Annotated in this window: 21 protein-coding genes; 16 read left to right on the forward strand and 5 right to left on the reverse strand. The window is 67.9% G+C overall.

The features are described from left to right. Positions 1-23: 23 nt before the first annotated feature. A complete protein-coding gene (locus tag AC3WRI_RS10910; protein ID WP_439668115.1) occupies positions 24-1,820 on the reverse strand; it encodes a potassium/proton antiporter in 1,797 nt (598 codons plus the stop codon). 352 nt (positions 1,821-2,172) lie between these two features. On the opposite strand from AC3WRI_RS10910, the gene AC3WRI_RS10915 reads away from it, so the two are divergent. The 3 genes from AC3WRI_RS10915 to AC3WRI_RS10925 all read left to right on the forward strand — a co-directional run bounded on the left by AC3WRI_RS10915 (position 2,173) and on the right by AC3WRI_RS10925 (position 4,804). Further along, a complete protein-coding gene (locus AC3WRI_RS10915) occupies positions 2,173-2,634 on the forward strand; it encodes a tripartite tricarboxylate transporter TctB family protein (RefSeq protein WP_010813683.1) in 462 nt (153 codons plus the stop codon). Positions 2,635-2,647: 13 nt separating this feature from the next. Then, positions 2,648-4,150, forward strand: a complete 1,503-nt coding sequence (locus AC3WRI_RS10920; RefSeq protein ID WP_010813684.1) for a tripartite tricarboxylate transporter permease — start codon at positions 2,648-2,650, stop codon at positions 4,148-4,150. A 180-nt stretch (positions 4,151-4,330) separates the two neighbouring features. Next, positions 4,331-4,804, forward strand: coding sequence for an aminoacyl-tRNA deacylase (locus AC3WRI_RS10925; RefSeq protein ID WP_010813685.1), 474 nt, complete (start codon positions 4,331-4,333; stop codon positions 4,802-4,804). Positions 4,805-4,947: 143 nt separating this feature from the next. Here AC3WRI_RS10925 and katG read toward each other — a convergent pair whose 3' ends face one another. Then, the gene (gene katG / locus AC3WRI_RS10930) at positions 4,948-7,203 is read right to left on the reverse strand and encodes a catalase/peroxidase HPI (RefSeq protein ID WP_011615827.1); all 2,256 of its coding nucleotides are present in this window, start codon (positions 7,201-7,203) and stop codon (positions 4,948-4,950) included. A 227-nt stretch (positions 7,204-7,430) separates the two neighbouring features. Continuing rightward, positions 7,431-8,315: a LysR substrate-binding domain-containing protein gene (locus AC3WRI_RS10935; protein WP_010813687.1), complete on the reverse strand. Its 885-nt coding sequence runs from the start codon at positions 8,313-8,315 to the stop codon at positions 7,431-7,433. 163 nt (positions 8,316-8,478) lie between these two features. On the opposite strand from AC3WRI_RS10935, the gene AC3WRI_RS10940 reads away from it, so the two are divergent. From AC3WRI_RS10940 to AC3WRI_RS10955, 4 genes are all read left to right on the forward strand, one after another. Next, on the forward strand, positions 8,479-9,456 hold the full coding sequence (locus tag AC3WRI_RS10940; protein ID WP_492293308.1) for a Bug family tripartite tricarboxylate transporter substrate binding protein: 978 nt from the start codon (positions 8,479-8,481) through the stop codon (positions 9,454-9,456). A gap of 52 nt (positions 9,457-9,508) precedes the next feature. Continuing rightward, positions 9,509-11,134, forward strand: a complete 1,626-nt coding sequence (ggt, locus tag AC3WRI_RS10945) for a gamma-glutamyltransferase (protein WP_011615828.1) — start codon at positions 9,509-9,511, stop codon at positions 11,132-11,134. A gap of 173 nt (positions 11,135-11,307) precedes the next feature. Next, positions 11,308-12,168, forward strand: a complete 861-nt coding sequence (locus AC3WRI_RS10950; RefSeq protein ID WP_010813690.1) for a PhzF family phenazine biosynthesis protein — start codon at positions 11,308-11,310, stop codon at positions 12,166-12,168. Positions 12,169-12,224: 56 nt separating this feature from the next. Continuing rightward, entirely contained in the window at positions 12,225-12,842 is a 618-nt protein-coding gene (locus AC3WRI_RS10955; RefSeq protein ID WP_010813691.1) for a pyridoxamine 5'-phosphate oxidase family protein, read from the forward strand. Position 12,843: 1 nt separating this feature from the next. Here the strand turns inward: AC3WRI_RS10955 and AC3WRI_RS10960 are convergent, their stop codons facing one another. Next, complete coding sequence (locus AC3WRI_RS10960) at positions 12,844-14,283, reverse strand: CoA transferase (RefSeq protein WP_492293309.1); 1,440 nt, start codon at positions 14,281-14,283, stop codon at positions 12,844-12,846. A gap of 255 nt (positions 14,284-14,538) precedes the next feature. Here AC3WRI_RS10960 and AC3WRI_RS10965 point away from each other — a divergent pair, with 255 nt between their 5' ends. From AC3WRI_RS10965 to AC3WRI_RS10995, 7 genes are all read left to right on the forward strand, one after another. After that, complete coding sequence (locus tag AC3WRI_RS10965; RefSeq protein WP_492293311.1) at positions 14,539-16,296, forward strand: glutamine--tRNA ligase/YqeY domain fusion protein; 1,758 nt, start codon at positions 14,539-14,541, stop codon at positions 16,294-16,296. Continuing rightward, entirely contained in the window at positions 16,296-16,538 is a 243-nt protein-coding gene (locus AC3WRI_RS10970) for an RNA-binding S4 domain-containing protein (protein ID WP_492293312.1), read from the forward strand. Before AC3WRI_RS10965 ends, AC3WRI_RS10970 begins: the two co-directional genes overlap by 1 nt. Before the next feature lie 66 nt (positions 16,539-16,604). Further along, the gene (locus AC3WRI_RS10975; RefSeq protein WP_010813695.1) at positions 16,605-16,988 is read left to right on the forward strand and encodes an MAPEG family protein; all 384 of its coding nucleotides are present in this window, start codon (positions 16,605-16,607) and stop codon (positions 16,986-16,988) included. A 14-nt stretch (positions 16,989-17,002) separates the two neighbouring features. Continuing rightward, on the forward strand, positions 17,003-17,590 hold the full coding sequence (locus tag AC3WRI_RS10980; protein ID WP_492293314.1) for a YceI family protein: 588 nt from the start codon (positions 17,003-17,005) through the stop codon (positions 17,588-17,590). Positions 17,591-17,698: 108 nt separating this feature from the next. After that, positions 17,699-18,007, forward strand: coding sequence for a hypothetical protein (locus tag AC3WRI_RS10985; RefSeq protein WP_011615834.1), 309 nt, complete (start codon positions 17,699-17,701; stop codon positions 18,005-18,007). A 111-nt stretch (positions 18,008-18,118) separates the two neighbouring features. Further along, positions 18,119-18,667 (forward strand): YaeQ family protein, encoded by a 549-nt coding sequence (locus AC3WRI_RS10990; RefSeq protein ID WP_010813698.1) that lies wholly within the window; start codon positions 18,119-18,121, stop codon positions 18,665-18,667. A gap of 59 nt (positions 18,668-18,726) precedes the next feature. Further along, on the forward strand, positions 18,727-19,074 hold the full coding sequence (locus AC3WRI_RS10995; RefSeq protein ID WP_010813699.1) for an FKBP-type peptidyl-prolyl cis-trans isomerase: 348 nt from the start codon (positions 18,727-18,729) through the stop codon (positions 19,072-19,074). Positions 19,075-19,154: 80 nt separating this feature from the next. On the opposite strand, the gene AC3WRI_RS11000 is transcribed toward AC3WRI_RS10995, so the two are convergent. Next, entirely contained in the window at positions 19,155-19,475 is a 321-nt protein-coding gene (locus AC3WRI_RS11000; protein WP_010813700.1) for a hypothetical protein, read from the reverse strand. A 255-nt stretch (positions 19,476-19,730) separates the two neighbouring features. Here AC3WRI_RS11000 and AC3WRI_RS11005 point away from each other — a divergent pair, with 255 nt between their 5' ends. Continuing rightward, positions 19,731-20,486 carry a gamma-glutamylcyclotransferase gene (locus AC3WRI_RS11005; protein ID WP_010813701.1) on the forward strand — a complete coding sequence of 252 codons (756 nt, stop codon included), beginning with the start codon at positions 19,731-19,733 and terminating at the stop codon, positions 20,484-20,486. 17 nt (positions 20,487-20,503) lie between these two features. Beyond that, positions 20,504-21,304 (forward strand): ankyrin repeat domain-containing protein, encoded by an 801-nt coding sequence (locus AC3WRI_RS11010; RefSeq protein WP_081050144.1) that lies wholly within the window; start codon positions 20,504-20,506, stop codon positions 21,302-21,304. Positions 21,305-21,320 lie beyond the last annotated feature (16 nt).

The following is a 21,320-nucleotide window of genomic DNA, read 5'->3' on the forward strand; positions in this document are numbered from 1 at the left end:
GGCCATGGCCGCCTTTTTTGTCATTACTCCGCCTCGGCACCCTCCCCGCTCCGCTCTGCCCCGTCCTTGCGCCGGCGCGGCCATAGCCGCCCGCCCGAATCCCCGTCCAGCCGCGGCAGCAGCAACCCCACCTGCAGGATCTGCGCGCCTTCCATGCGCGTCACCGTCAGCGGCAGGCCGGCGATCGCGACGCTGTCGCCCTCCACCGGCGGCGAGGTGAAGGCCCGCAGCATCGCCGCTTCCAGCGTCAGCGGCTCCTCTTCCGGGGTCAGCGCGCGCGTGCCGTACAGCGCCGCGACGTCGCGCAGCAGCGCATCACCCGACATCAGGAAATCATGCGAGGCCTGCTCCCAGGTAGGCGCGCGGCCCGGTGCCTGGAACAGCGCCGACAGCATCGGGAGGGTCGTCACCGGCGCCAGCACCGAGACGCTGTCGCCGGCGCGCAGCACGGTCTGATCCAGCGCCGCCAGCGCATCGTCGCGCGCCACCGTCAGCAGCCGGCAGCGCGGCGGCAGCTCCAGCTGGTCGGCGCGCACGTTCTCCACGGGCGCATTGGGCCCCACCTCGAACTGCATCACCTCCAGGATCGGCGCGCGCGTGCCGCGCAGGCGCGAACGCGCCAGCGGCTCGGGGTAGCCGGGGCGCCGCACGCGCGCCAGGCGCGCCGCCACCGACACCGTGGTGCCCTGGAACAGCAGGCTGGCCAGCACCACGGCAAAGGCGATGCGGAACAGCAGCCCCGATTGCGGCACCTCGCGCAGCAGCGGAAACAGCGCCAGTACGATCGGCACCGCGCCGCGCAGGCCCATCCAGGCGATAAAGCCGGTCTCGCGCGCATTGAAGCGGAACGGCAGCAGCGCCAGCCACACCGCCACCGGCCGCGCCACCAGCATCAGGAAGGCCGCCACCGCCACCGCCGGACCGGCCACCTCCCAGATCCGGTGCGGCGACACCAGCAGGCCCAGCAGCAGGAACATGGCCGACTGCGCCAGCCAGGCCATGCCGTCCATGGCGCGCATGGTGTCCGGCGTCACCGCGCGCTCGCGGTTACCGATCAGCATGCCGGTCAGGTACACCGCCAGGAAACCGCTGCCGCCGGCGCTCTGCACCAGCGCGAACACCATGGCGCCGCCCGAGCACAGCAGGATCGCCTGCAGCCCTTCGGCCACGCGGATGCGCTCCAGCACGCGGGCCAGGCAATAGCCGAGCGCCAGGCCGAGCACGCCGCCCACGCCGAACTGCACCAGCAGCCGCGTGACCAGGCCCAGCGGCGTCAGGCCGTCAGGCGCGGTCAGCCATTCGATCAGCGTCAGGGTCAGGAAGATAGCCATCGGGTCGTTGATGCCGGACTCGATCTCGAGCACGCTCGCCACCCGCTCCTTCAGCCGGATGCCGCTGCTATTGAGCATCGAGAACACCGCGGCCGCGTCGGTCGAGCCGACGATGGCGCCAAGCAGCAGCCCGAGCCGCCAGTCGATGCCCAGCAGCCACGCGGCGAACACGCCGACCAGCGCTGCCGTCACCAGCACCCCCACGGTCGCCAGCGACAGCGAAGGCTTCAGCGCCACCCGGAAGGTGGCAAAGCGCGTGCGCAGCCCGCCATCGAGCAGGATCACCGCCAGCGCCAGGTTGCCGACCAGGAAGCTGAGCCAGGTATCGGAGAAACGGATGCCGCCCGGCCCGTCCACGCCGGCCAGCATGCCCACGGCCAGGAAGACCAGCAGGAACGGCACGCCCAGGCGTGCCGAGAAAGCCCCCAGCACGATGCCCAGCGACATCACGACGGCGCCGATCAGAATGATGTGGTCAATGCTCTCCAAACCGCTCCTCGCGTTGCGTAGTGGTTCCTTGCGGAACCTTTCAAACCTTTCAGCGGCGGGTAGCGCCGCGCGGCGCAAGACCGCCCCGGATAATAGCGCAGCGACTGGGGCTTCTGCCCGCCAGGCCGCTCCCAGCTTGGCTTGGCGGCACTTTTAAGCGCTCTTTCACTAGGGGATACCCTCAGCATGACCCTGTTTGCAGACATCTGAAAGGTAGCTGAAAGGTCGCCCCCTTAACTTCCACCCTGCCCGTAGGAGAGCTCCCGCAAACTGCCGCATTGATGCACCGCAACAAAGGCAGCGGAAGGGAGCCCTCCTGAGATTTCAAGCAGTCTTATCGAGGAGATTCACTTTGCGCATACGTAGCCAAAAGGACTTCGCCTCCGGCCTGATGTTCATCCTGGTCGGATTCGGCTTTTCCTGGGTCGCGCGCGGTTATTCCATGGGAACCGCCGCAAAAATGGGACCGGGATACTTCCCGTTCTGGCTCGGCATCGTGCTCGCCCTGCTGGGCGTGCTGGTGCTGTGGGGCTCGTTGTCTTCCAAGTCGGAAGAAGACAACCTGGCCCGCTGGGACATCAAGACGCTCTTGTGGATCCTCGGTTCGGTGGTGCTGTTCGGCCTGCTGCTCAAGCCGCTGGGCATGGTGCTGTCGGTGCTGGTGCTGGTGCTGGTGTCGTCGATGGCCAGCCATGAATTCAGCTGGAAGGGTGCCATCCTCAACGCCATCATCCTGGTGCTGATCAGCCTGGGCGCGTTCGTGTACGGCATCAACCTGCAGATGCCGGTGTGGCCGGCTTTCCTGGCAAGCTAAGGAGGCCGCCAACATGGAACTACTCGCCAACCTGGGTCTGGGCTTCTCCACCGCCCTGACCTTCCAGAACCTCGCGTACGCCTTCCTGGGCTGCGTGCTGGGAACCCTGATCGGCGTGCTGCCGGGCCTGGGGCCGCTGGCCACCATCGCCATGCTGCTGCCGGTGACCTACACGCTGCCCCCGGTGGCCGCGCTGATCATGCTGGCCGGTATCTACTACGGCGCCCAGTACGGCGGTTCGACCACCGCCATCCTGGTCAACCTGCCTGGCGAATCGTCATCGGTGGTGACCACCATCGACGGCTACCAGATGGCAAGGCGAGGACGAGCGGGGGTGGCGCTGGCCACAGCCGGGCTGGGCTCGTTCTTCGCCGGCTGCGTCGCCACCATGATCCTGGCCGCCTTTGCCGCGCCGCTGTCGGAACTGGCGTTCAAGTTCGGCCCCGCCGAATACTTCTCGCTGATGGTGCTGGGCCTGATCGGCGCCGTGGTGCTGGCTTCGGGTTCGCTGGTCAAGGCCATCGCCATGATCGTGCTGGGCCTGCTGCTGGGCCTGGTCGGCACCGACGTGAACTCGGGCGCCGCGCGCTTCTCGTTCGACGTGCCGGAACTGACCGATGGCCTGAACTTCGTCTCGGTGGCAATGGGTATCTTCGGCTTTGCTGAAATCATCGCCAACCTGGAGCAGAAGGAACACCGCGAAACCTTTACCGACCACATCACCAACCTGTTCCCGACCAAGGAAGACTTCAAGCGCATGATCCCGGCGGTGCTGCGTGGCACGCTGCTGGGCTCGGCACTGGGCATCCTGCCGGGCGGCGGTGCATCGCTGGCTTCGTTTGCTGCCTACTCGCTGGAGAAGAAGACTTCCAGGTATCCGCAGGAATTCGGCAAGGGTGCGATCGAAGGCGTGGCGGGTCCGGAATCGGCCAACAATGCGGCTTCGCAGACCTCCTTCATCCCGCTGCTGACGCTGGGCATTCCGCCCAACGCGGTGATGGCGCTGATGGTGGGTGCGATGACCATCCACAACATCCAGCCCGGCCCGCAGGTGATGACCAGCAACCCGGCGCTGTTCTGGGGCCTGATCGCCTCGATGTGGATCGGCAACCTGATGCTGATCGTGCTGAACCTGCCGCTGATCGGCATCTGGGTGAAGCTGCTGAAGGTGCCTTACCGCTACCTGTACCCGGCCATCCTGACGTTCTGCTGCATCGGCGTGTACTCGGTCCAGAACACCACCTTCGACGTGTTCCAGACCGCGGCCTTCGGCGTGGTGGGCTACCTGTTCATCAAGCTCAAGTGCGAACCCGCGCCGCTGCTGCTCGGCTTCGTGCTGGGGCCGATGATGGAAGAGAACTTCCGCCGCTCGCTGCTGCTGTCGCGTGGTGACTTCAGCGTGTTCGTGACGCGCCCGCTGTCACTGGGCCTGCTGATCGCCGCTGCCGTGCTGGTGCTGATCGTGGCGATGCCGTCGATCAAGGCCAAGCGCGAGGAAGCGTTCCAGGAAGAATAAGCAGGGAATATCGCCGGCCCCGGGGCCGGCGGCACAACACACTAAGGGCACCGCAAGGTGCCCTTTTTTTTGCGCTTGCCGGCTACGTTCTGGCTCCGCCCCACCGCCGCCCGACCCCCGACGACCTATATTGGTAGGACTCGGACAACGGTCGCGCTGCGCGCGTCGGAGGTTGAAATCATGACCATGTCTACCACGCTGGCGAGATGCCTGAGCAAGAAGCAAAGCCAGTTCGACACCGTCCGGCACCCCTACAGCCTCAGCAGCATGGCCACTGCGCAGGCCGCACACATTCCCGGAGACCGACTGGCCAAGACCGTCCTGCTGGAAGACAGCAGCGGCTACGTCGCTGCCGTGATTCCTTCGACTCACCACCTGAAACTGTCGGAGATCTGCGAGCAGACCGGCCGCAAGCTGTCGCTGGCGCATGAGGATGGCGTGCGCGAAGTGTTCCGCGACTGCGACCACGGCGCGCTCCCGCCGGTCGGCATGGCGTACGGCACGCAGACCTGGCTCGACGACAGCCTGCTGACGCATCCCGACGTCTACTTCGAGGCGGGCGACCACCAGGAACTGGTGCACATGAGCACCGGGCAGTTCCTCGACCTGATGGCCGATGCGCGGCGCGGGCATTTTGCGCACAGGATCATGTAGGCGGGGGCATGCCCTGGCAGGCCACGCGGCCGGCGCTTGCCGGCCGCTTGTCATTGTGTCGGCGACGCGTCCACTGCGCCGCTCACACCCGGGTTGAGAAAGCCCCGTCAGGGAGGACGGCCCTGACGGGGCCACGCGACCGTTCAGGCAACGTCGAACCGGTCGAGGTTCATCACCTTGGCCCAGGCGGCGACGAAGTCACGGACAAACTTCTCCTGTCCGTCCTCGCTTGCGTAGACCTCGCAAAGGGCCCGGAGCTGGGAATTCGAACCAAACACCAGGTCGACGCGGGTGCCGGTCCACTTCTTCGCACCGGTCTTGGCGTCACGCCCCTCGAACACGTCCCGGGCCTCCGAGAGCGGCTTCCATTCCGTACGCATGTCGAGCAGGTTGCGGAAGAAATCGTTGCTCAGCGTTTCCGGACGGTCGGTGAAGACGCCGTGCGCATCCTGCCCGGTATGCACGTTCAGGACGCGCAGTCCGCCAATGAGCACCGTCATCTCGGGAGCAGTCAGGGTCAGCAATTGCGCCTTGTCGATCAGCAGGTCCTCCGCCCGGATGTTGTACTTCCCCTTCAGGAAGTTGCGGAAGCCATCTGCAATCGGCTCGAGCGCCCCGACGGATTGCACGTCGGTCTGTTCCTGCGAGGCGTCCATGCGGCCCGGCGTAAACGGCACGGTCACCCGATGGCCGGCCTTCTGCGCCGCCTGCTCGATCCCCGCGCCACCGGCCAGCACGATCAGGTCGGCAAGCGAGATCTTCTTGCCGCCGGACTGTGCACCGTTGAACTCGGCCTGGATCCCTTCGAGCACCTTCAGCACCTTCGCCAGTTGCTCGGGCTCATTGGCTGCCCAGTCCTTCTGCGGGGCCAGGCGGATACGCGCGCCATTGGCGCCGCCGCGCTTGTCCGAGCCGCGGAAGGTGGATGCCGAGGCCCAGGCGGTCTGCACCAGTTGCGAGACCGGCAGCCCTGACGCCAGGATCTTCTGCTTGAGCGCGGCGACGTCCTGCTCGTTGACCAGCGGATGATCGACCGCCGGGATCGGATCCTGCCAGAGCAGCTCTTCGGCCGGCACTTCCGGTCCAAGGTAGCGGGCGCGCGGGCCCATGTCACGGTGGATCAGCTTGAACCAGGCGCGGGCAAAGGCATCGGCGAGCTGGTCAGGATGCTCCAGGAAGCGCCGCGAGATCTTCTCGTAGGCCGGGTCGAAACGCAGCGACAGATCCGTGGTCAGCATCGTCGGCCGCAGCTTCTTCGCAGGATCGTAAGCGTGCGGGATGGTTTCCGCGGCATCCTTGGCAACCCACTGGTTGGCACCGGCGGGGCTCTTGGTCAGCTCCCATTCGTGGCCAAACAGGTTCTCCAGATAGCTATTGCCCCACTTCGTCGGTGTATTGCTCCAGGTCACCTCCAGGCCGCTGGTGATGGTGTCGGCGCCCTTGCCGGTGCCAAAGGTGCTCGCCCATCCCAGGCCCTGGCGTTCGAGATCGGCGCCCTCGGGCTCGGGCCCGATGTTGTCCGCGGGACCGGCACCGTGGGTCTTGCCGAAGGCATGCCCGCCGGCGATCAGCGCGACGGTCTCCTCGTCGTCCATGGCCATGCGCCCGAACGATTCGCGGATGTCGTGGGCCGCGGCAAGCGGGTCCGGATTGCCGTCGGGGCCTTCCGGGTTCACGTAGATCAGGCCCATCTGCACGGCGGCCAGCGGGTTCTCCAGGTTGCGTCCGGAGTCGGTGCGGCTGGTCTCGGTGCCATGCAACGCCTCGTCGGCCACGACCACGCCTTCATCCTTGCCGGCAGCACCCTTGCCATAACGCAGGTCACCGCCCAGCCAGGTCTTTTCCTTGCCCCAGGAAACATCCGCATCCGGTTCCCAGGTGTCTTCCCGGCCACCGCCGAAGCCGAACGTCTTGAAGCCCATGGTCTCGAGCGCGACGTTGCCGGCCAGGATCATCAGGTCGGCCCAGGAGATCTTCTGGCCGTACTTCTGCTTGATCGGCCATAGCAGTCGGCGCGCCTTGTCCAGGCTGGCGTTGTCCGGCCAGCTGTTGAGCGGTGCGAAACGCTGCTGGCCGCGCCCTGCACCACCGCGGCCATCGCCAATGCGGTATGTGCCCGCGCTGTGCCAGGCCATGCGGATAAACAGCGGGCCGTAGTGGCCGAAGTCCGCCGGCCACCAGTCCTGCGAGTCAGTCATCAGCGCGGCCAGGTCCTTCTTCACTGCTGCGAAGTCGAGACTCTTGAAGGCCTTGGCATAGTTGAAGTCGCCGCCCAACGGGTTGGACTTGCTGGAATGCTGGCTCAGCAGGTCCAGACGCAGTTGATTCGGCCACCAGTCACGATTCGTCGTGCCGCCGCCGGCGGCATGGCTGAACGGACACTTTGTTTCGTTAGACATACGTTTCTCCATGTAGGGACGTACTGAACACGCCTGCAGCGATGGCGTCAAAGGTCGGGCAATCAGCGGACGCGCGAAAGCGTGCGCCAACGCAGGAGTCGTGGCGCCCATGGCGAGTCGGGCCGCGTCAGCGGCCGTCCGCAACCGAAATATATGCAATAGGGATCTTCAGGAGAACGTGTTTCTGACTATCCGCGCGATAGGACTTGGTTATGGCACGGCGACAGCTAGGCGCCGAACAGCTCGCTGCAGGCGGCCCGTACTGCCGCGGTCACCTTCCCGCGCCCGTGGTCGCGCCGTTCCAGCATGCCGATGTGACGCATCACCGGCTCGCCGTTGACCAGCAGCGGCAGGATGCGCAGCGCCTCGTCGTCGCGCCAGCGCGCGCGGCGCAGCAGCGGCACCACGGTCACGCCGACCTCCTGCCGCACCAGTTCCACCAGCGCCTCGATCGCGTTCAGCTCCAGGAACTCGTTGACCTTCAGGTGCGCGCGGCGCAGCGCGCGCTCGACCAGCACGCCGGTGCGCTGGCTGCGGTCGAAGCGCAGGTAGGGATTGGTGGCGAGCGCCTCGCGTGCGTCGCGGCCCGGGCTGCCGCGTGCCGCGATCGCCACCAGCGGCTCCTGGTACAGCGGCGTCCAGCGCAGCGTGCCGGGCACGCGTGCGGCGCCCTCGACCAGGATGGCGGCATCCAGCTCGCCGGCCTCGACCTGCGCCGCCAGCTCGATCGACTTGGCGCCGACCAGGCGCACGTCGAGCGCAGGATAAGTGCGCTTCATATGCGCCACCGCATGTGACAGCCCGCCCATCACCGACACCACCGCACCCACCGCCACCGCACCCGCCATGGCTTCGTCCGAGGCCAGCGGCAGGCGCATCTCTTCATACAGCGCCAGCATGCGCCGCGCCTGCGGCAGCAGCGCGCGGCCGTCGGCATTGAGCACGGCCACGCGGCCGTTGCGGTCGAACAGCTCGCGGCGCAATTCGGTCTCCAGCGCGCGCATCTGCAGGCTGACGGCGGCCTGGGTCAGCGCCACCTGGCCGGCAGCGGCGGCAAAGGAGCCGTGCTCGGCCACGGCAACGAAGGTACGGAGGAAGCGGACAGTGCTCATCGGTGCACACAAGGGAAGAGTCAGGCATATGCCGGCAAGGGCTGATCCTTAAGATTTCCTTGTGACATTGGAAAGAAATATTAGCTTTCTTTGTGACCGGCAGCACGGAATAATGAAGGCCGGCTCATGAATCGGGGCCAATCGCCTGACACCGGAGACAAGAATGAAATCCTGGCTGCGCCGCTTCGGCATCGGCCTTGGCTGCGGGCTTTGCCTGGCCGCCACGCCCGCACTGGCCGATACCTATCCCAGCAAGCCGATCCGCCTGATCGTGCCCTTCCCGGCCAGCGGCGCGACCGACCTGCTGGCACGCGCCATCGCGCAGAAGGTGGGCGCCAACCTGGGCCAGCAGATCGTGGTCGACAACCGCCCCGGCGCCGGCGGCGCGATCGGCTCGGACATGGCCGCCAAGGCCGCTCCCGATGGCTATACGCTGCTGATCGCCACCACCAGCACGCACTCGATCGGGCCGTATATCAACACCCGCCTGCCATACAACACCGAGACCGACTTCACCCCGGTCAGCCAGGTGGCGATCGCCACCAACCTGCTGGTGGTGCCGAACAGCCTGCCGGCGAAAAACGTGCGCGAGCTGATCGACTACGCCAAGAAGCATCCCGGCGAGCTGAACTACGCCTCCAGCGGCAACGGCACCGTGGTGCACCTGACCGCCGAGGCCTTCAAGGCGCAGGCGGGCGTGTTCATCACCCACATCCCCTACCGCGGCACCGCGCTGGCCGTGCCGGACCTGATCTCGGGCAAGGTGCAGGTGCTGTTCGACAGCATCGTGTCGGGCCTGCCGCATGTGAAGGACGGCAAGCTCAAGGCACTGGCAGTGACCAGCGCCAAGCGCTCGCCGATGGCACCGGAAATCCCCACCGCGAGTGAGTCGGGCCTGCCAGGCTTCGAGTCAGACACCTGGTTCGGCATCTATGGCCCCAAGGGCCTGCCGGCGGATATCGTCAACCGCCTGAATGCCGAGTTCAACAAGGCCATCCAGTCGCCCGAGGTCAAGGAACGCCTGGGCAAGCTGGGCGCCGAGCCGGTCGGCGGCACGCCGGCGCAGTTCGCCGCGATGGTGAAGAAGGACAGCGCGCGCTGGGGCAAGCTGATCAAGGATCGCAAGATCACGGCAGAATAAGGGCCGCAGAATTTGCGCTACGGGCGCACCGAGCACAAGGACACAGACAAGCATGCAGAACTTCAACTGGACCAACCCCTACCCCTCCGTGCGCATCCCGCTGTTTGCGCGCAACGTGGTTTCCACCTCGCACCCGCTGGCTGCGCAAGCCGGACTGCGCATGCTGCTCAAGGGCGGCAATGCGGTCGATGCCGCCATCGCCGCGGCCGCCGCGATCACCATCGTCGAGCCGGTGTCGTGCGGCCTGGGCAGCGATGCCTTTGCCATCCTGTGGGACGGCAAGGAACTGCACGGCCTGAACTCGTCGGGCGTGGCCCCGGCGGCGTGGAGCCCGGAATACTTCAAGAACAAGTACGGCACCGATGCCAACGGCCTGGCCAACCGCCCGATCCGCGGCTGGGACTCGGTCACCGTGCCCGGCGTGGTCGCCGGCTGGGCCGCGCTGCATGAGCGCTTCGGCAAGCTGCCGTTCGCCGACCTGATGGAGCCGGCGATCGAGATCGCCGAGCGCGGCTATGCCGTGCCGCCGGTGGTGGCACACAAGTGGGCCGCCGCGGTGCCTGAACTGAAGGACCAGCCCGGCTATGCCGAGACCTTCATGCCCAATGGCCGCGCACCCGCGGTGGGCGAGAAGTTCACCATGAAGGCTGCCGCCGAAACCCTGCGCAAGATCGGCGCGACCCGTGGCCGCGCTTACTATGAAGGCGAGATCGCCGAGCAGATTGCCGCCTTCAGCCAGCAGTGCGGCGGCGCCATGACGCTCGATGACCTGCGCAACTACCGCCCCGACTGGGTCAAGCCGATCAGCAAGTCCTACCGCGGCTACGAGCTGCACGAGATCCCGCCCAACGGCCAGGGCATCGCCGCGCTGATCGCGCTGGGCATCCTGGACCAGTTCGACATGGCTTCGATCCCGGTGGACTCGGTCGATTCTCAGCACCTGCAGATCGAGGCAATGAAGCTGGCCTTTGCCGACCTCTACCGCTACGTGGCCGACCCGCGCAGCATGGAAGTCACGCCGGAGGAAATGCTCGATGACGCCTACCTGAAGTCACGCGCGAAGCTGATCGACATGCAGCGCGCCACGCATTTCGACTTCGGCATGCCCAAGGTGGGCGGCACCATCTACCTGACCGCCGCCGACGAGAACGGCATGATGATCTCGTTCATCCAGTCCAACTACATGGGCTTCGGCTCGGGCGTGGTGGTGCCGGGCACCGGCATCAGCCTGCAGAACCGCGGCGTGGGCTTCTCGATGGACCCGAAGTCGGCCAACGTGGTCGCGGGCGGCAAGCGTCCGTTCCACACAATCATCCCGGCCTTCCTGACCAGGGACGGCCAGCCGGTGATGAGCTTCGGCGTGATGGGCGGCGACATGCAGCCGCAGGGCCACCTGCAGACCGTGGTGCGCATGCTGGATTACAACCAGCAGCCACAGGCCGCGTGCTGCGCGCCGCGCTGGAAGGTCAACCGCGACTTCACGCTGGATGTGGAAAGCACCATGGACCCGGCCACGGTCGCGGGCCTGAAGGCGCGCGGCCACCAGCTCAAGTCGGTGGACGATCCGTACATGGACTTCGGCTCGGGCCAGTTCATCTGGCGCCTGTCGGAGGACGCCGAGCACGGCTATGTCGCGGCCAGCGACAGCCGGCGCGATGGCCAGGCAGTGGGGTTCTGAGCCGGCTGACTCAGTGCCCTCGCCAGCGATACGCCCGGGTCCGCCCGGGCGTTTTTCATGGCACGGCACAACTGTCCGCAACTGGCCCGCCGGCGATCGGCCCAACTGTGCATGGCGTGTCCGCCCCCGCTCCGTACACTGGTGATCAACCAGCCTCCGGAGCCCCCCGCGCCATGACCACCTACGCCTTCCGCCTGCTCAACGTCTTTGCCGAAGCCACCTTCGGTGGCAATCCGCTATGCGTGTTCGAGGATGCGCGCGGTATGGACGAGGCCACCATGCAGGCACTGGCGCTGCAGTTCAACCTGTCGGAAACCACCTTTATCCTGCCGTCGGAACGTGCCAGCGCGCGGGTGCGCATCTTCACGCCGGGCTATGAAATGCGCTTCGCCGGCCATCCGACGCTGGGCACCGCGCACGCTGTGCGCGACCTGGCCGGAACCGGCGACGCGCTGACGCTGGAGTTCGCGGCGGGCGTGGTGCCGGTGACCGCGCAGGGCGATGTCTGGACCTTCACCGCCCCCCACAGCGGCAAGCCGAAGACCGCGCCGGCGGGCCTGTCCGATGCCGACATCGCCAGCCTGCTCGGCCTGCGGGAACACGACCTGCTGGTGTCGCCGATGTGGGTCGACACCGGCGCCGACCAGCTGCTGGTGGCAGTGCGCGGCACCGATGCCGTGCGCCGCGCCAACCCCGACAGCGCGCGCCTGCAGATCTGGCCGCAGAGCAGCCTGGGCCGCAAGACCGTCTACGTCTTTGCTTTCGACCCGGAGCAGCCCGGCCGCGTGCTGTCGCGCTACTTCTTCACCAAGCAAGGCGGCGGCGTGGCCGAGGACCCGGGCACGGGTTCGGCCTGCGCCAACCTCGGCGGCTGGCTGCTGGCCACCGGCCACGCGCTGCCGGCCGAGTATGCGATCGACCAGGGCGAGGCCGTTGGCCGCCCCTGCCGGCTGCGCCTGAAGGCCGATGCCGAAGGCGCCATCCGCGTGGGCGGCCGCGTGCTGGAGATCGGCCGGGGTACCGTGACCGTGTAACGGCATCTGCGCTACATTGACGGTTTCGCCTCCCGCCGACCCACGCCCCGCCTGCCATGACCTCGCACGCCATCACCACGCTGGCCGAACTGGAAGCGCTCTACGCGCAACCGGCGGCCCCGTCGCTGTCCAAGGAAGTCGACTACCTGCACCCGCACTACCGCGCCTTTATCGAGGCGGCGCCCTTCTGCCTGCTGTCGACGGTGGGCGAGGACCGGGCTGAATGCTCGCCGCGCGGCGATGCGCCGGGCTTTGTGCAGGTGCTGGACGAACACACGCTGCTGCTGCCCGACCGGCGCGGCAACAACCGCATCGACAGCCTGCGCAATATCGTTGCCGATCCGCGCGTGGGGCTGCTGTTCGTGATCCCCGGCATCAACGAGACCATCCGCGTCAACGGCACCGCGCAGATCAGCGTCGACCCGGCGCTGGTCGCGCGCTGCTTGGCCGACGGCAAGGCCCCGACCACGGTGCTGGTGGTCACGGTGCAGTCAGTGTTCTTCCAGTGCGCCCGCGCGCTGATCCGCTCGCGGCTGTGGGCAGCGGATGCGCAGGTGGCGCGCCAGTCGCTGCCCAGCAACGGCGAGATCCTGGCCACGCTGAGCGACAACGCCATCGACGGCGCCGCCTACGACCGTGACCTGCCCGAGCGGCAGCGCACCACGCTCTACTAACCTAGCCGCGCGGCAGCCACTCCGGCGCGTGCGTGCCGAGCGGCTCGGACGGCAAGGTCCAGCGCGCCGGCGTTTCCGACAGATGCGCCGCATGACGCACCACCGTCAGCATGCCGAAGCCCGACGGCACGGCCTCAAGCAGGTCGGAAACGTCGTCGATCTTCTGCTCGGGCGCCTTGAGCCCGTCCGGCACGCGCCCCAGGCCGCGCAGCCACTGCCCCACCTGCGCCAGCGACACCCGCACATGCCAGCTGCCGCCCTCCACCGCGCGCCGGTGCAGCGCGGCCATCGCGCCGAAGGCCAGCAGGTAGCCCGCGGCGTGGTCCAGCACCTGCGCCGGCAACGGGCGCGGCATGTCGCTGCCGGCCGCCTGCGCTTCGGCATCATTGAAGCCGGTGGCGGTCTGCACCAGCGAATCGAAGCCGCGCTTGTGCGACCACGGCCCCACATGGCCATAGGCGCTCAGCGACACATAGACGATGCCCGGACGTGCGCGCGCCGCGGCCTCCGGCCCCACGCCCAGCTCGGCCAGGCCGCCGGGCCGGTAGCCCTGCACCATCACGTCGGCACCGTGCAGCAGCTTGTGCAGGGTGCGCTTGTCATCGGGATCGCGCAGGTCCAGCTGGCAGCTGCGCTTGCCGCGGCCGGTGTCGATCACCAGCGGCGGGATCGACGGCAGGTGCGAGGCAGTGACCAGCAGCACGTCGGCGCCATGCGCGGCCAGCGTGCGGCCCGCCACCGGGCCGGCGATGATGCGGGTGAAATCGAGCACGCGCACGCCCGACAGCGGCTGCGCATCCGCGGATGCGGGCGCCGGCAGTGGTTGCGGCGGGGCGTCGCCGATGCGCTCCAGCGTCACCGGCGGCAGGCCGCGCAAGGCGGCCGCCTGCGGATGGCGGTCCCATTCCTCGAAGCTGCGCAATGCCGCAACCACCAGGCCCGCGTCGGACGCCGCGGTCTCGAAGGCTTCGGCGTCCCGCTTTTCCAGCGCGGCCTGCACGGCCGCCTTGTCATTGGCGCAGCCGAGCAAGCGCACCACGCCGTCGCGGTGGTGCGGGAAATTGGTATGCAGGCGCACCCAGCGGCCGTCGCCGCAGCGGTAGATGCCGGCCAGCTTGTCCCACAGTTCGGGCGCGGGGCCACCATCGACGCGCAGGTAGCGTTCGCTGCGGAATTCGGTGATGGCGTGGCGCATGTCGACGCTGACGTCCTGCCAGCGGCCGGTGCGGCTGTGCCACAGTGCGGCGGCTGCCAGCGCCGCGGCGCCAAGGCTGGCCTGGGCGGCGGTGCCCACGGCAAAGCTCGACGGCAGCACCGGCTCGGCGCCGCCCAGCTTCAGGTGCGCCAGCGCCTCGGCGGGCAGGCCGGCATCACGCCACAGCGCGGCAACGACTTCAGAGGGCTCAAGCGGCACTGGCGCCGCATCGGGTTGGGCGTTCATGGGCATTCCTGCAGCGATGGACCAAAGCCGGCCACCACGGGCCGGCACGCTCCCATGCTACTCCGACACATCACTTTCGTCGCAGCCAGGCGCATCCGCGCGGACGCAAATCCGGGATAAGGGCGGAAATCCGCGGCGGCTCGCGGCGTGCGGCGGCTCCGGCACGGTAAAATCCCGCTATTGGCATTCCGCCACGCAATCTGACGACCCGGCCCCAAGCACCCAGACGCATCAGGCCGGCCAACCGGCGCCATCATGAGCCACGACAACAAGCCTACCGACAGCACCCCCGCCGCCTCCAACTTCCTGCGCAGCATCATCGACCAGGATCTCGCCGCCAGCACCTATGCCGGCCGCCAGGACAAGGCCGGCGAACCGCTGCCGACCGTCATCACCCGCTTCCCGCCGGAGCCCAACGGCTACCTGCATATCGGCCACGCCAAGAGCATCTGCCTGAACTTCGGGCTGGCGCGCGACTATGGCGGCCGCTGCCACCTGCGCTTTGACGACACCAACCCGGTCAAGGAAGACACCGAATACGTCGATTCGATCATCGACGCGGTGCACTGGCTGGGCTTTTCCTGGGACAGCGAGGGCAAGGACGGCACCAGACAGCCGCACCTGTACTACGCCAGCGACTACTTCGACCAGCTCTACGCCTTTGCCGAGACCCTGATCGAGCGCGGCGCCGCCTACATCGACAGCCAGACCGCCGAGCAGATCGCCGCCAGCCGCGGCAATTTCTCCGAGCCGGGCAAGCCCTCGCCCTACCGCGAGCGCAGCGTCGAAGAGAACCTGCAGCTGTTCCGCGACATGCGCGCCGGCAAGTACGCCGACGGCGAGCACGTGCTGCGCGCGAAGATCGACATGACCGCGCCCAATATCGTGATGCGCGACCCGGTGCTCTACCGCATCCGCCATGCGCATCACCACCGCACGGGCGACAAGTGGTGCATCTACCCGATGTACGACTTCACCCACTGCATCTCGGACGCGCTCGAGAACATCACGCATTCGCTGTGCACGCTGGAGTTCGAGAACAACCGCCCGCTGTACGACTGGGTGCTTGAGCACCTGCGCGACAGCGGCGTGTTTCGCGACCCGCTGCCGCACCAGTATGAGTTCGCGCGGCTGAACCTGACCTACGCCATCACCAGCAAGCGCAAGCTCAAGCAGCTGGTCGACGAGCAGCGCGTGGACGGCTGGGACGATCCGCGCATGCCCACGCTGGTGGGCGTGCGCCGGCGCGGCTACACCCCGGAATCGATCCAGCTGTTCTGCGACCGCGTGGGCGTGGCCAAGGCCGACAGCTGGATCGACATGAGCACCCTCGAAGGCGCGGTGCGCGACGACCTGGACGGCCGTGCCGCGCGCGGCGTGGCCGTGCTGGACCCGCTCAAGCTGATCATCGACAACTACCCCGAGGGCCAGAGCGAGGAATGCTCGGCACCGGTCCACCCGAAGAAGCCGGAACTCGGCAAGCGCGTCTTTCCGCTGTCGCGCGAGCTGTGGATCGAGCGCGAGGACTTCAACGAGACTCCGCCCAAGGGCTACTTCCGCCTGTTCCCGGGCAACAAGGTGCGGCTGAAATACGGCTACGTGATCGAGTGCACCGGCGTGGACAAGGATGCCGACGGCAACGTGATCGCCGTGCACGCCAGCTACCTGCCCGAAACCAAGAGCGGCACGCCGGGCGCCGACAGCGTCAAGGTCAAGGGCGTGATCCACTGGGTCAGCGCGGCGCACGCGTACGAGGCCGAAGTGCGCCTGTACGACCGCCTGTTCAACGACCCCAACCCGGATGCCGGCGGCAAGAACTTCCTGGATGCGCTCAACCCGGATTCCAAGCAGGTGATCACCGCCTACCTGGAGCCGGGCCTGCGCGAGGCGCAGCCCGAAGACCGCTTCCAGTTCGAGCGCCATGGCTACTTCGTCGCCGACCGCACCGATTCGCGGCCGGGCAAGCCGGTCTTCAACCGCATCGTCGGTCTGAAAGACAGCTGGGGCAAGTGATGGCCAAACCTGGCAAGGCAGCCGTGCAAACCATCACCTTCCCGCTCGAGGGCGAGTTCATCGCGCTCAATGACCTGCTCAAGCTGGCGGGCGTGTGCGACAGCGGCGGCGCCGGCAAGACGCTGGTCGCCGCCGGCGAAGTCTCGGTGGACGGCGCGCCTGAATCGCGCAAGACTGCCAAGATCCGCGCCGGGCAGGTGGTGGGCCTGGCGGGCATCGAGATCCGCGTGGTCGCCGCCTGACCGCTCGGGCCGGGCCGGTGGCGCCAGTGACGGCGGCGCCGGCATTGCAACCGAAAGGACTGGACTATGCCGATCGCTTTCTGGTGCGTGCTGCTGGCCGGCATCCTGCCGCTGGCGACGGTGGCCATCGCCAAGGCCAGCGGGCCTGGCTATGACAACCATGACCCGCGCGGCTGGCTGGAGCAGCAGTCCGGCCGCGCGCGCCGCGCCGACATGGCGCACCGCAACCACTTCGAGGCCTTCCCCTTCTTTGCCGCCGCCGTGCTGGCCGCCAGCCACCTGCAGGCGCCGCAGGCCCGCATCGACGAGCTGGCCGTGGTCTTCATCGTGGCCCGCCTGCTCTACACCGTGTGCTACGTGACCGACCGCGCCACGCTGCGCACGCTGTGCTGGACCATCGGCTACCTGTCGGTGGTGGGCATGTTCCTGCTGCCCGTGTTCGTCCACTGAACGCCGACTGAGCCATGGCCGCACGCGCGCTGGCACTCGCTGCCGCCCTGGGCATCGCCGCTGCGCAGGCGGCGCCGCTTGAGTACACCATCGATCCGGCGCACACCACCGTCTATTTTTCCGCCAGCCATTTCGAGCGCAGTTCGGTGCGCGGGCGCTTTGGCAAGATCGACGGGCGCCTCATATATGACGCGGACAGCGGCGCCGGCGCACTCGACGTGACCGTGGACCTGGCCTCGGTCGATACCGGCAACCGCACCCTGGACGGCGTGCTGCGCTCGGCACAATTCTTCGATACTGCCCAGCACCCGGTGGCGCGGCTGCGCGCGGACCGCTTCCTGATGGAAGGCGGCCGGCTGGCGGCGGTGGAAGGCGAGCTGACGCTGCACGGCGTCACGCAGCCGCTGCGCCTGCAGGCCGAACGTTTCCGCTGCGGCGAGGTCACCCTGTTCGGCGTGAGCCGGCAGGTCTGCGGCGGTGACTTCCGCGCCGAGGTGCCGCGCAGTGCCTTTGGCATGACCCGCTTCCTGCCCGAGGTAGGCGACACCGTGACGCTGCAAGTGGCGGTCGAGGCATCGCCCGCGGGCAGCACCCCACGGTAACCGTATTCGTCACCTCCGGCGCAAATTTCTCTTGTAGAATCAGCGCTTTGCCCAATTCCCGCCACGCTCGCCTGCGTGTGCCTGATGGGGGCGCGCGAGACCAAGACCATGTTCGACATCCATTCCGGCGACATCGTGGCCGCCGCACTGGCAGCTGCCGGTGCCTGCCTGGCCTGCAGCATTCCGGGCGACTTCCTGCGCCGCTTCCCGCTGTGGGCAGTGCAAACCTACGGCCGCGGCGCGCTGCTGATGCCGTTCCTGGCGATGATGGTCGGCACCTGGCTGTTCCGCCTCGGGGTGGCCGGCCAGATCGACTCCACCGCCGGGCAGGCGCTGATCGTTGCCGCCGGCTTCCTGAGCACGCTGCTGCTGTCGGCGCTGCTGCGCTTCTACCTCAAGGAATACCGCAAGCGCTGAGCCACTGCGCGAGTATGCCGGGCCCGCAGGCGGTGTCCGGCAAATGGCGTATGATGCGGCCTTTTGCGTCTCCCGCACCCCAGCCGGGGCGCCTGCCGCTCACTTCACCTCATGGCGCTCAAATCCACCATCTTCAAAGCTGACCTGTCGGTCTCCGACATGGACCGGCCCTACTACGGCAGCCACAGCCTGACCATCGCCCAGCACCCGTCCGAGAATGACGCGCGCATGATGGTGCGCCTGCTGGCCTTTGCCTGCGAAGCCACCGAAACGCTGGCCTTCACGCGCGGCCTGGACGAACCCGACGAACCCGACCTGTGGGACAAGCGCCTGACCGGCGACATCGCCCACTGGGTCGAACTGGGCCAGCCCGACGAAGCGCGCCTGAAGCGCGCCGCGGCGCGCGCCGAGCGCGTGACCGTCTATACCTACAACGCCGCCAGCGCGCGCGAATGGTGGAAGGGCATGGCGGGCAAGGCCGGCAAGCTGCGCAACGTCACCGTCTACAATGTCCCGGCGGAAGCGGTCGAAGCCCTGGCTGCGCTGGCGCAGCGCGCCATGCGCCTGTCGGTGACGATCCAGGACGGCGACATCTGGGTGGCCGACGACGACCGCAATGTGCAACTGACGCTGGATGTGCTCCAGCGCGCCCAAGCCTGAACGCAGCCGCGCTGCGTTCTCCTCTCACCACGTCTGTTCCCATCGGAAGGAAATACGCCATGCAAACCACGCCCTCTGGCCTGCAATACGAAGACACCACCGTCGGCGCCGGCGCCGAAGCCACCGCCGGCAAGCACGTCACCGTGCACTACACCGGCTGGCTGTACGAGAACGGCCAGGCTGGCCGCAAGTTCGATTCGAGCAAGGACCGCAACGACCCGTTCGTGTTCCCGCTGGGTGCCGGCCATGTGATCCGCGGCTGGGACGAAGGCGTGCAGGGCATGAAGGTGGGCGGCGTGCGCCGGCTGGTGATCCCGGCCGACCTCGGCTACGGTGCCCGCGGCGCCGGCGGCGTGATCCCGCCGAACGCTACCCTGCTGTTTGAAGTGGAACTGCTGGCGGTCTAAGCCGGCAGCAAGGTTGTCGCGCCTGCACAGGCAGGGGCGACAACCGCGGCAACTACCCGTCTTGCTGGCGCGCCCGCGCCTCAGAACCCGATCGCGGCGTTGCCGACATCGACGCGGACCTTGTCCCGGTCCAGCAGCCGCGCCGCATGGCGGGCATAGTCCTGCGCCCAGGCAGGATCGCCGGAGAAGCGCGCCTCTCCGGAAAACTTGGCGACATTCAGGATCTTGTCGATCACCAGCACCTTGCCGACCGGGCTCGACGCCTGACAGCCCAGCTCGCTGTATTCCCGGTCGAACCAGCGCCACGCGGCGTCCTCGGTGACCGCGGCCAGCTCGTCCGTGCCGATCGTGAAGTCATATTCCTTGCCACTGCCGAACACCACCGTAAGCGTGCGTGCCATCGCGGGTTCCCCCTGTGAATTGAGGCCACCATTGTAAGGACATGGCAGCCGCGCCGGCCAGCAATTCACGTGCGCCTGATCGCGGACAAAGGTGCGGCAGCACCCGTCCGCGGCGAGTGACAGAGGCGGCACGCCGCGCCAAACGTTGTCAGGCGCCCACACCCGTGCCGGTTGCTCAGGCAATTCTGAGAAAAACTGGCACTTATGTCATTTCCCCCACCTTCCCGTGGCGCCGCTTTGATTTATGCTTCCACCATGGCCATCACGCGACAGGACCTCGAATCCGACCGTCTGCGCACCTCGCTGTGCAGTACTCCGGTCGCGTCCTCGCTGCTGCCGGAAGCCGTGCTCGAGCAGTCCCTTTCCGACACGCTGGCGCGCCGCCCGGAAGATCCCGCGCTTGGCGGCGATGTCTGGCTGTTCGGCTATGGTTCGCTGATCTGGAACCCGATGGTGGTGCACACCGAGCGCCAGCGCGCCACCGTGCACGGCTACCACCGCGGCTTCTACCTCTATTCCCGCATCAACCGGGGCACCTGGGACAACCCGGGCCTGGTACTGGGCCTGGACCGGGGCGGCTGCTGCCACGGCATGGTGTTCCGCATCCCCAGCCATGTGGTCGAGCAGGAATTCCGCGTGCTGTGGCGCCGCGAGATGCTGACCGGGGCCTACCATCCGCGCTGGCTGCGCATCCGCACCGGGGATGCCAGCGCGCCTGAGCAGCGTGCCCTCGCCTTCGTCATGAACCGCTCGCACGAGGCCTACGCCGGCCGGCTGCCGGATCCCAGCGTGGTCGAGCGCCTGCGCCACGCTGCCGGACTGTACGGCCCCGCGCGCGAATACCTGCAGCAGACCTTGCTGGGCCTGGCCACCAACGGCGTCGACGATCCCTACCTGGGCAGGCTCTGGCGCCAGCTGCAGGCCAACGATGCCGCCGACGCCGAGCGCGCTGCGCACGCCGCCCGCGACGACGCAGCGCCCCTGCCGGCCAGCCCCCACGAAACCGTCTGAGCCAAGGAGCTGCCGCCATGACGCGCCCCGCCGCCCGCACCCGCAGACAGGCACTCAACGAGCTGCTGGGCCTGATGGGATTGCTGATGGGGGGTGGCCTGCTGGCGGCCCAGGGCGGGCAAACCCTGGCGGCACGGCCCGCCGGCGGCGCGGCCAGCCAGCCCGCCGCCCGAGCGCCGCGCAGCGCGGCCATGCAGCCGCCGCCACGCCGCGACGCCATCGGCACGCTCGACCGCAACCTGATCACCGCCGCCAGCGCCGGCGACCAGGACCTGGTGGCGCGCCTGCTGGCCGCCGGCGCCTCGGCGCGCGCGGCCGACGAGCGCGGGCGCAGCGCCCTGCTGGCGGCGGTGCAGAACCGGCACACCGAAGTCGCGCGCACGCTGCTGCTGGCCGGCGCCGATGTGAACCTGAAGGACACCGAGGCCAACAGCCCCTTCCTGCTGGCAGCCGCCACCGGCCAGGCCGACATGGTGCGCCTGGCGCTGGCGCACGGCGCCGACCTGGCCAGCACCGACCGCTATGACGGCACCGCGCTGATCGCCGCCAGCCAGCACGGCCATGTCGAGGTGGTGAAGCTGCTGCTGAAGGCCGGCGTTGCCGTGGACCATGTCAACGACCTCGGCTGGACCGCGCTGCTGGAAGCGGTGATCCTGGGCGATGGCAGCACCCGCTACGAGGAAACGGTGCAACTGCTGCTGGATGCCGGCGCTGACGCCAACCTCGCCGACCGCGAAGGCGTGAGCCCCACGCGCCATGCGCGCGAGCGGGGCTACAAGACGATGGTGAAGATGCTGATGCGGGTGCGGGGGCATTGAGGGCCGGCACCGCGTA

Source organism: Cupriavidus sp. FW305-27 (assembly GCF_058787995.1).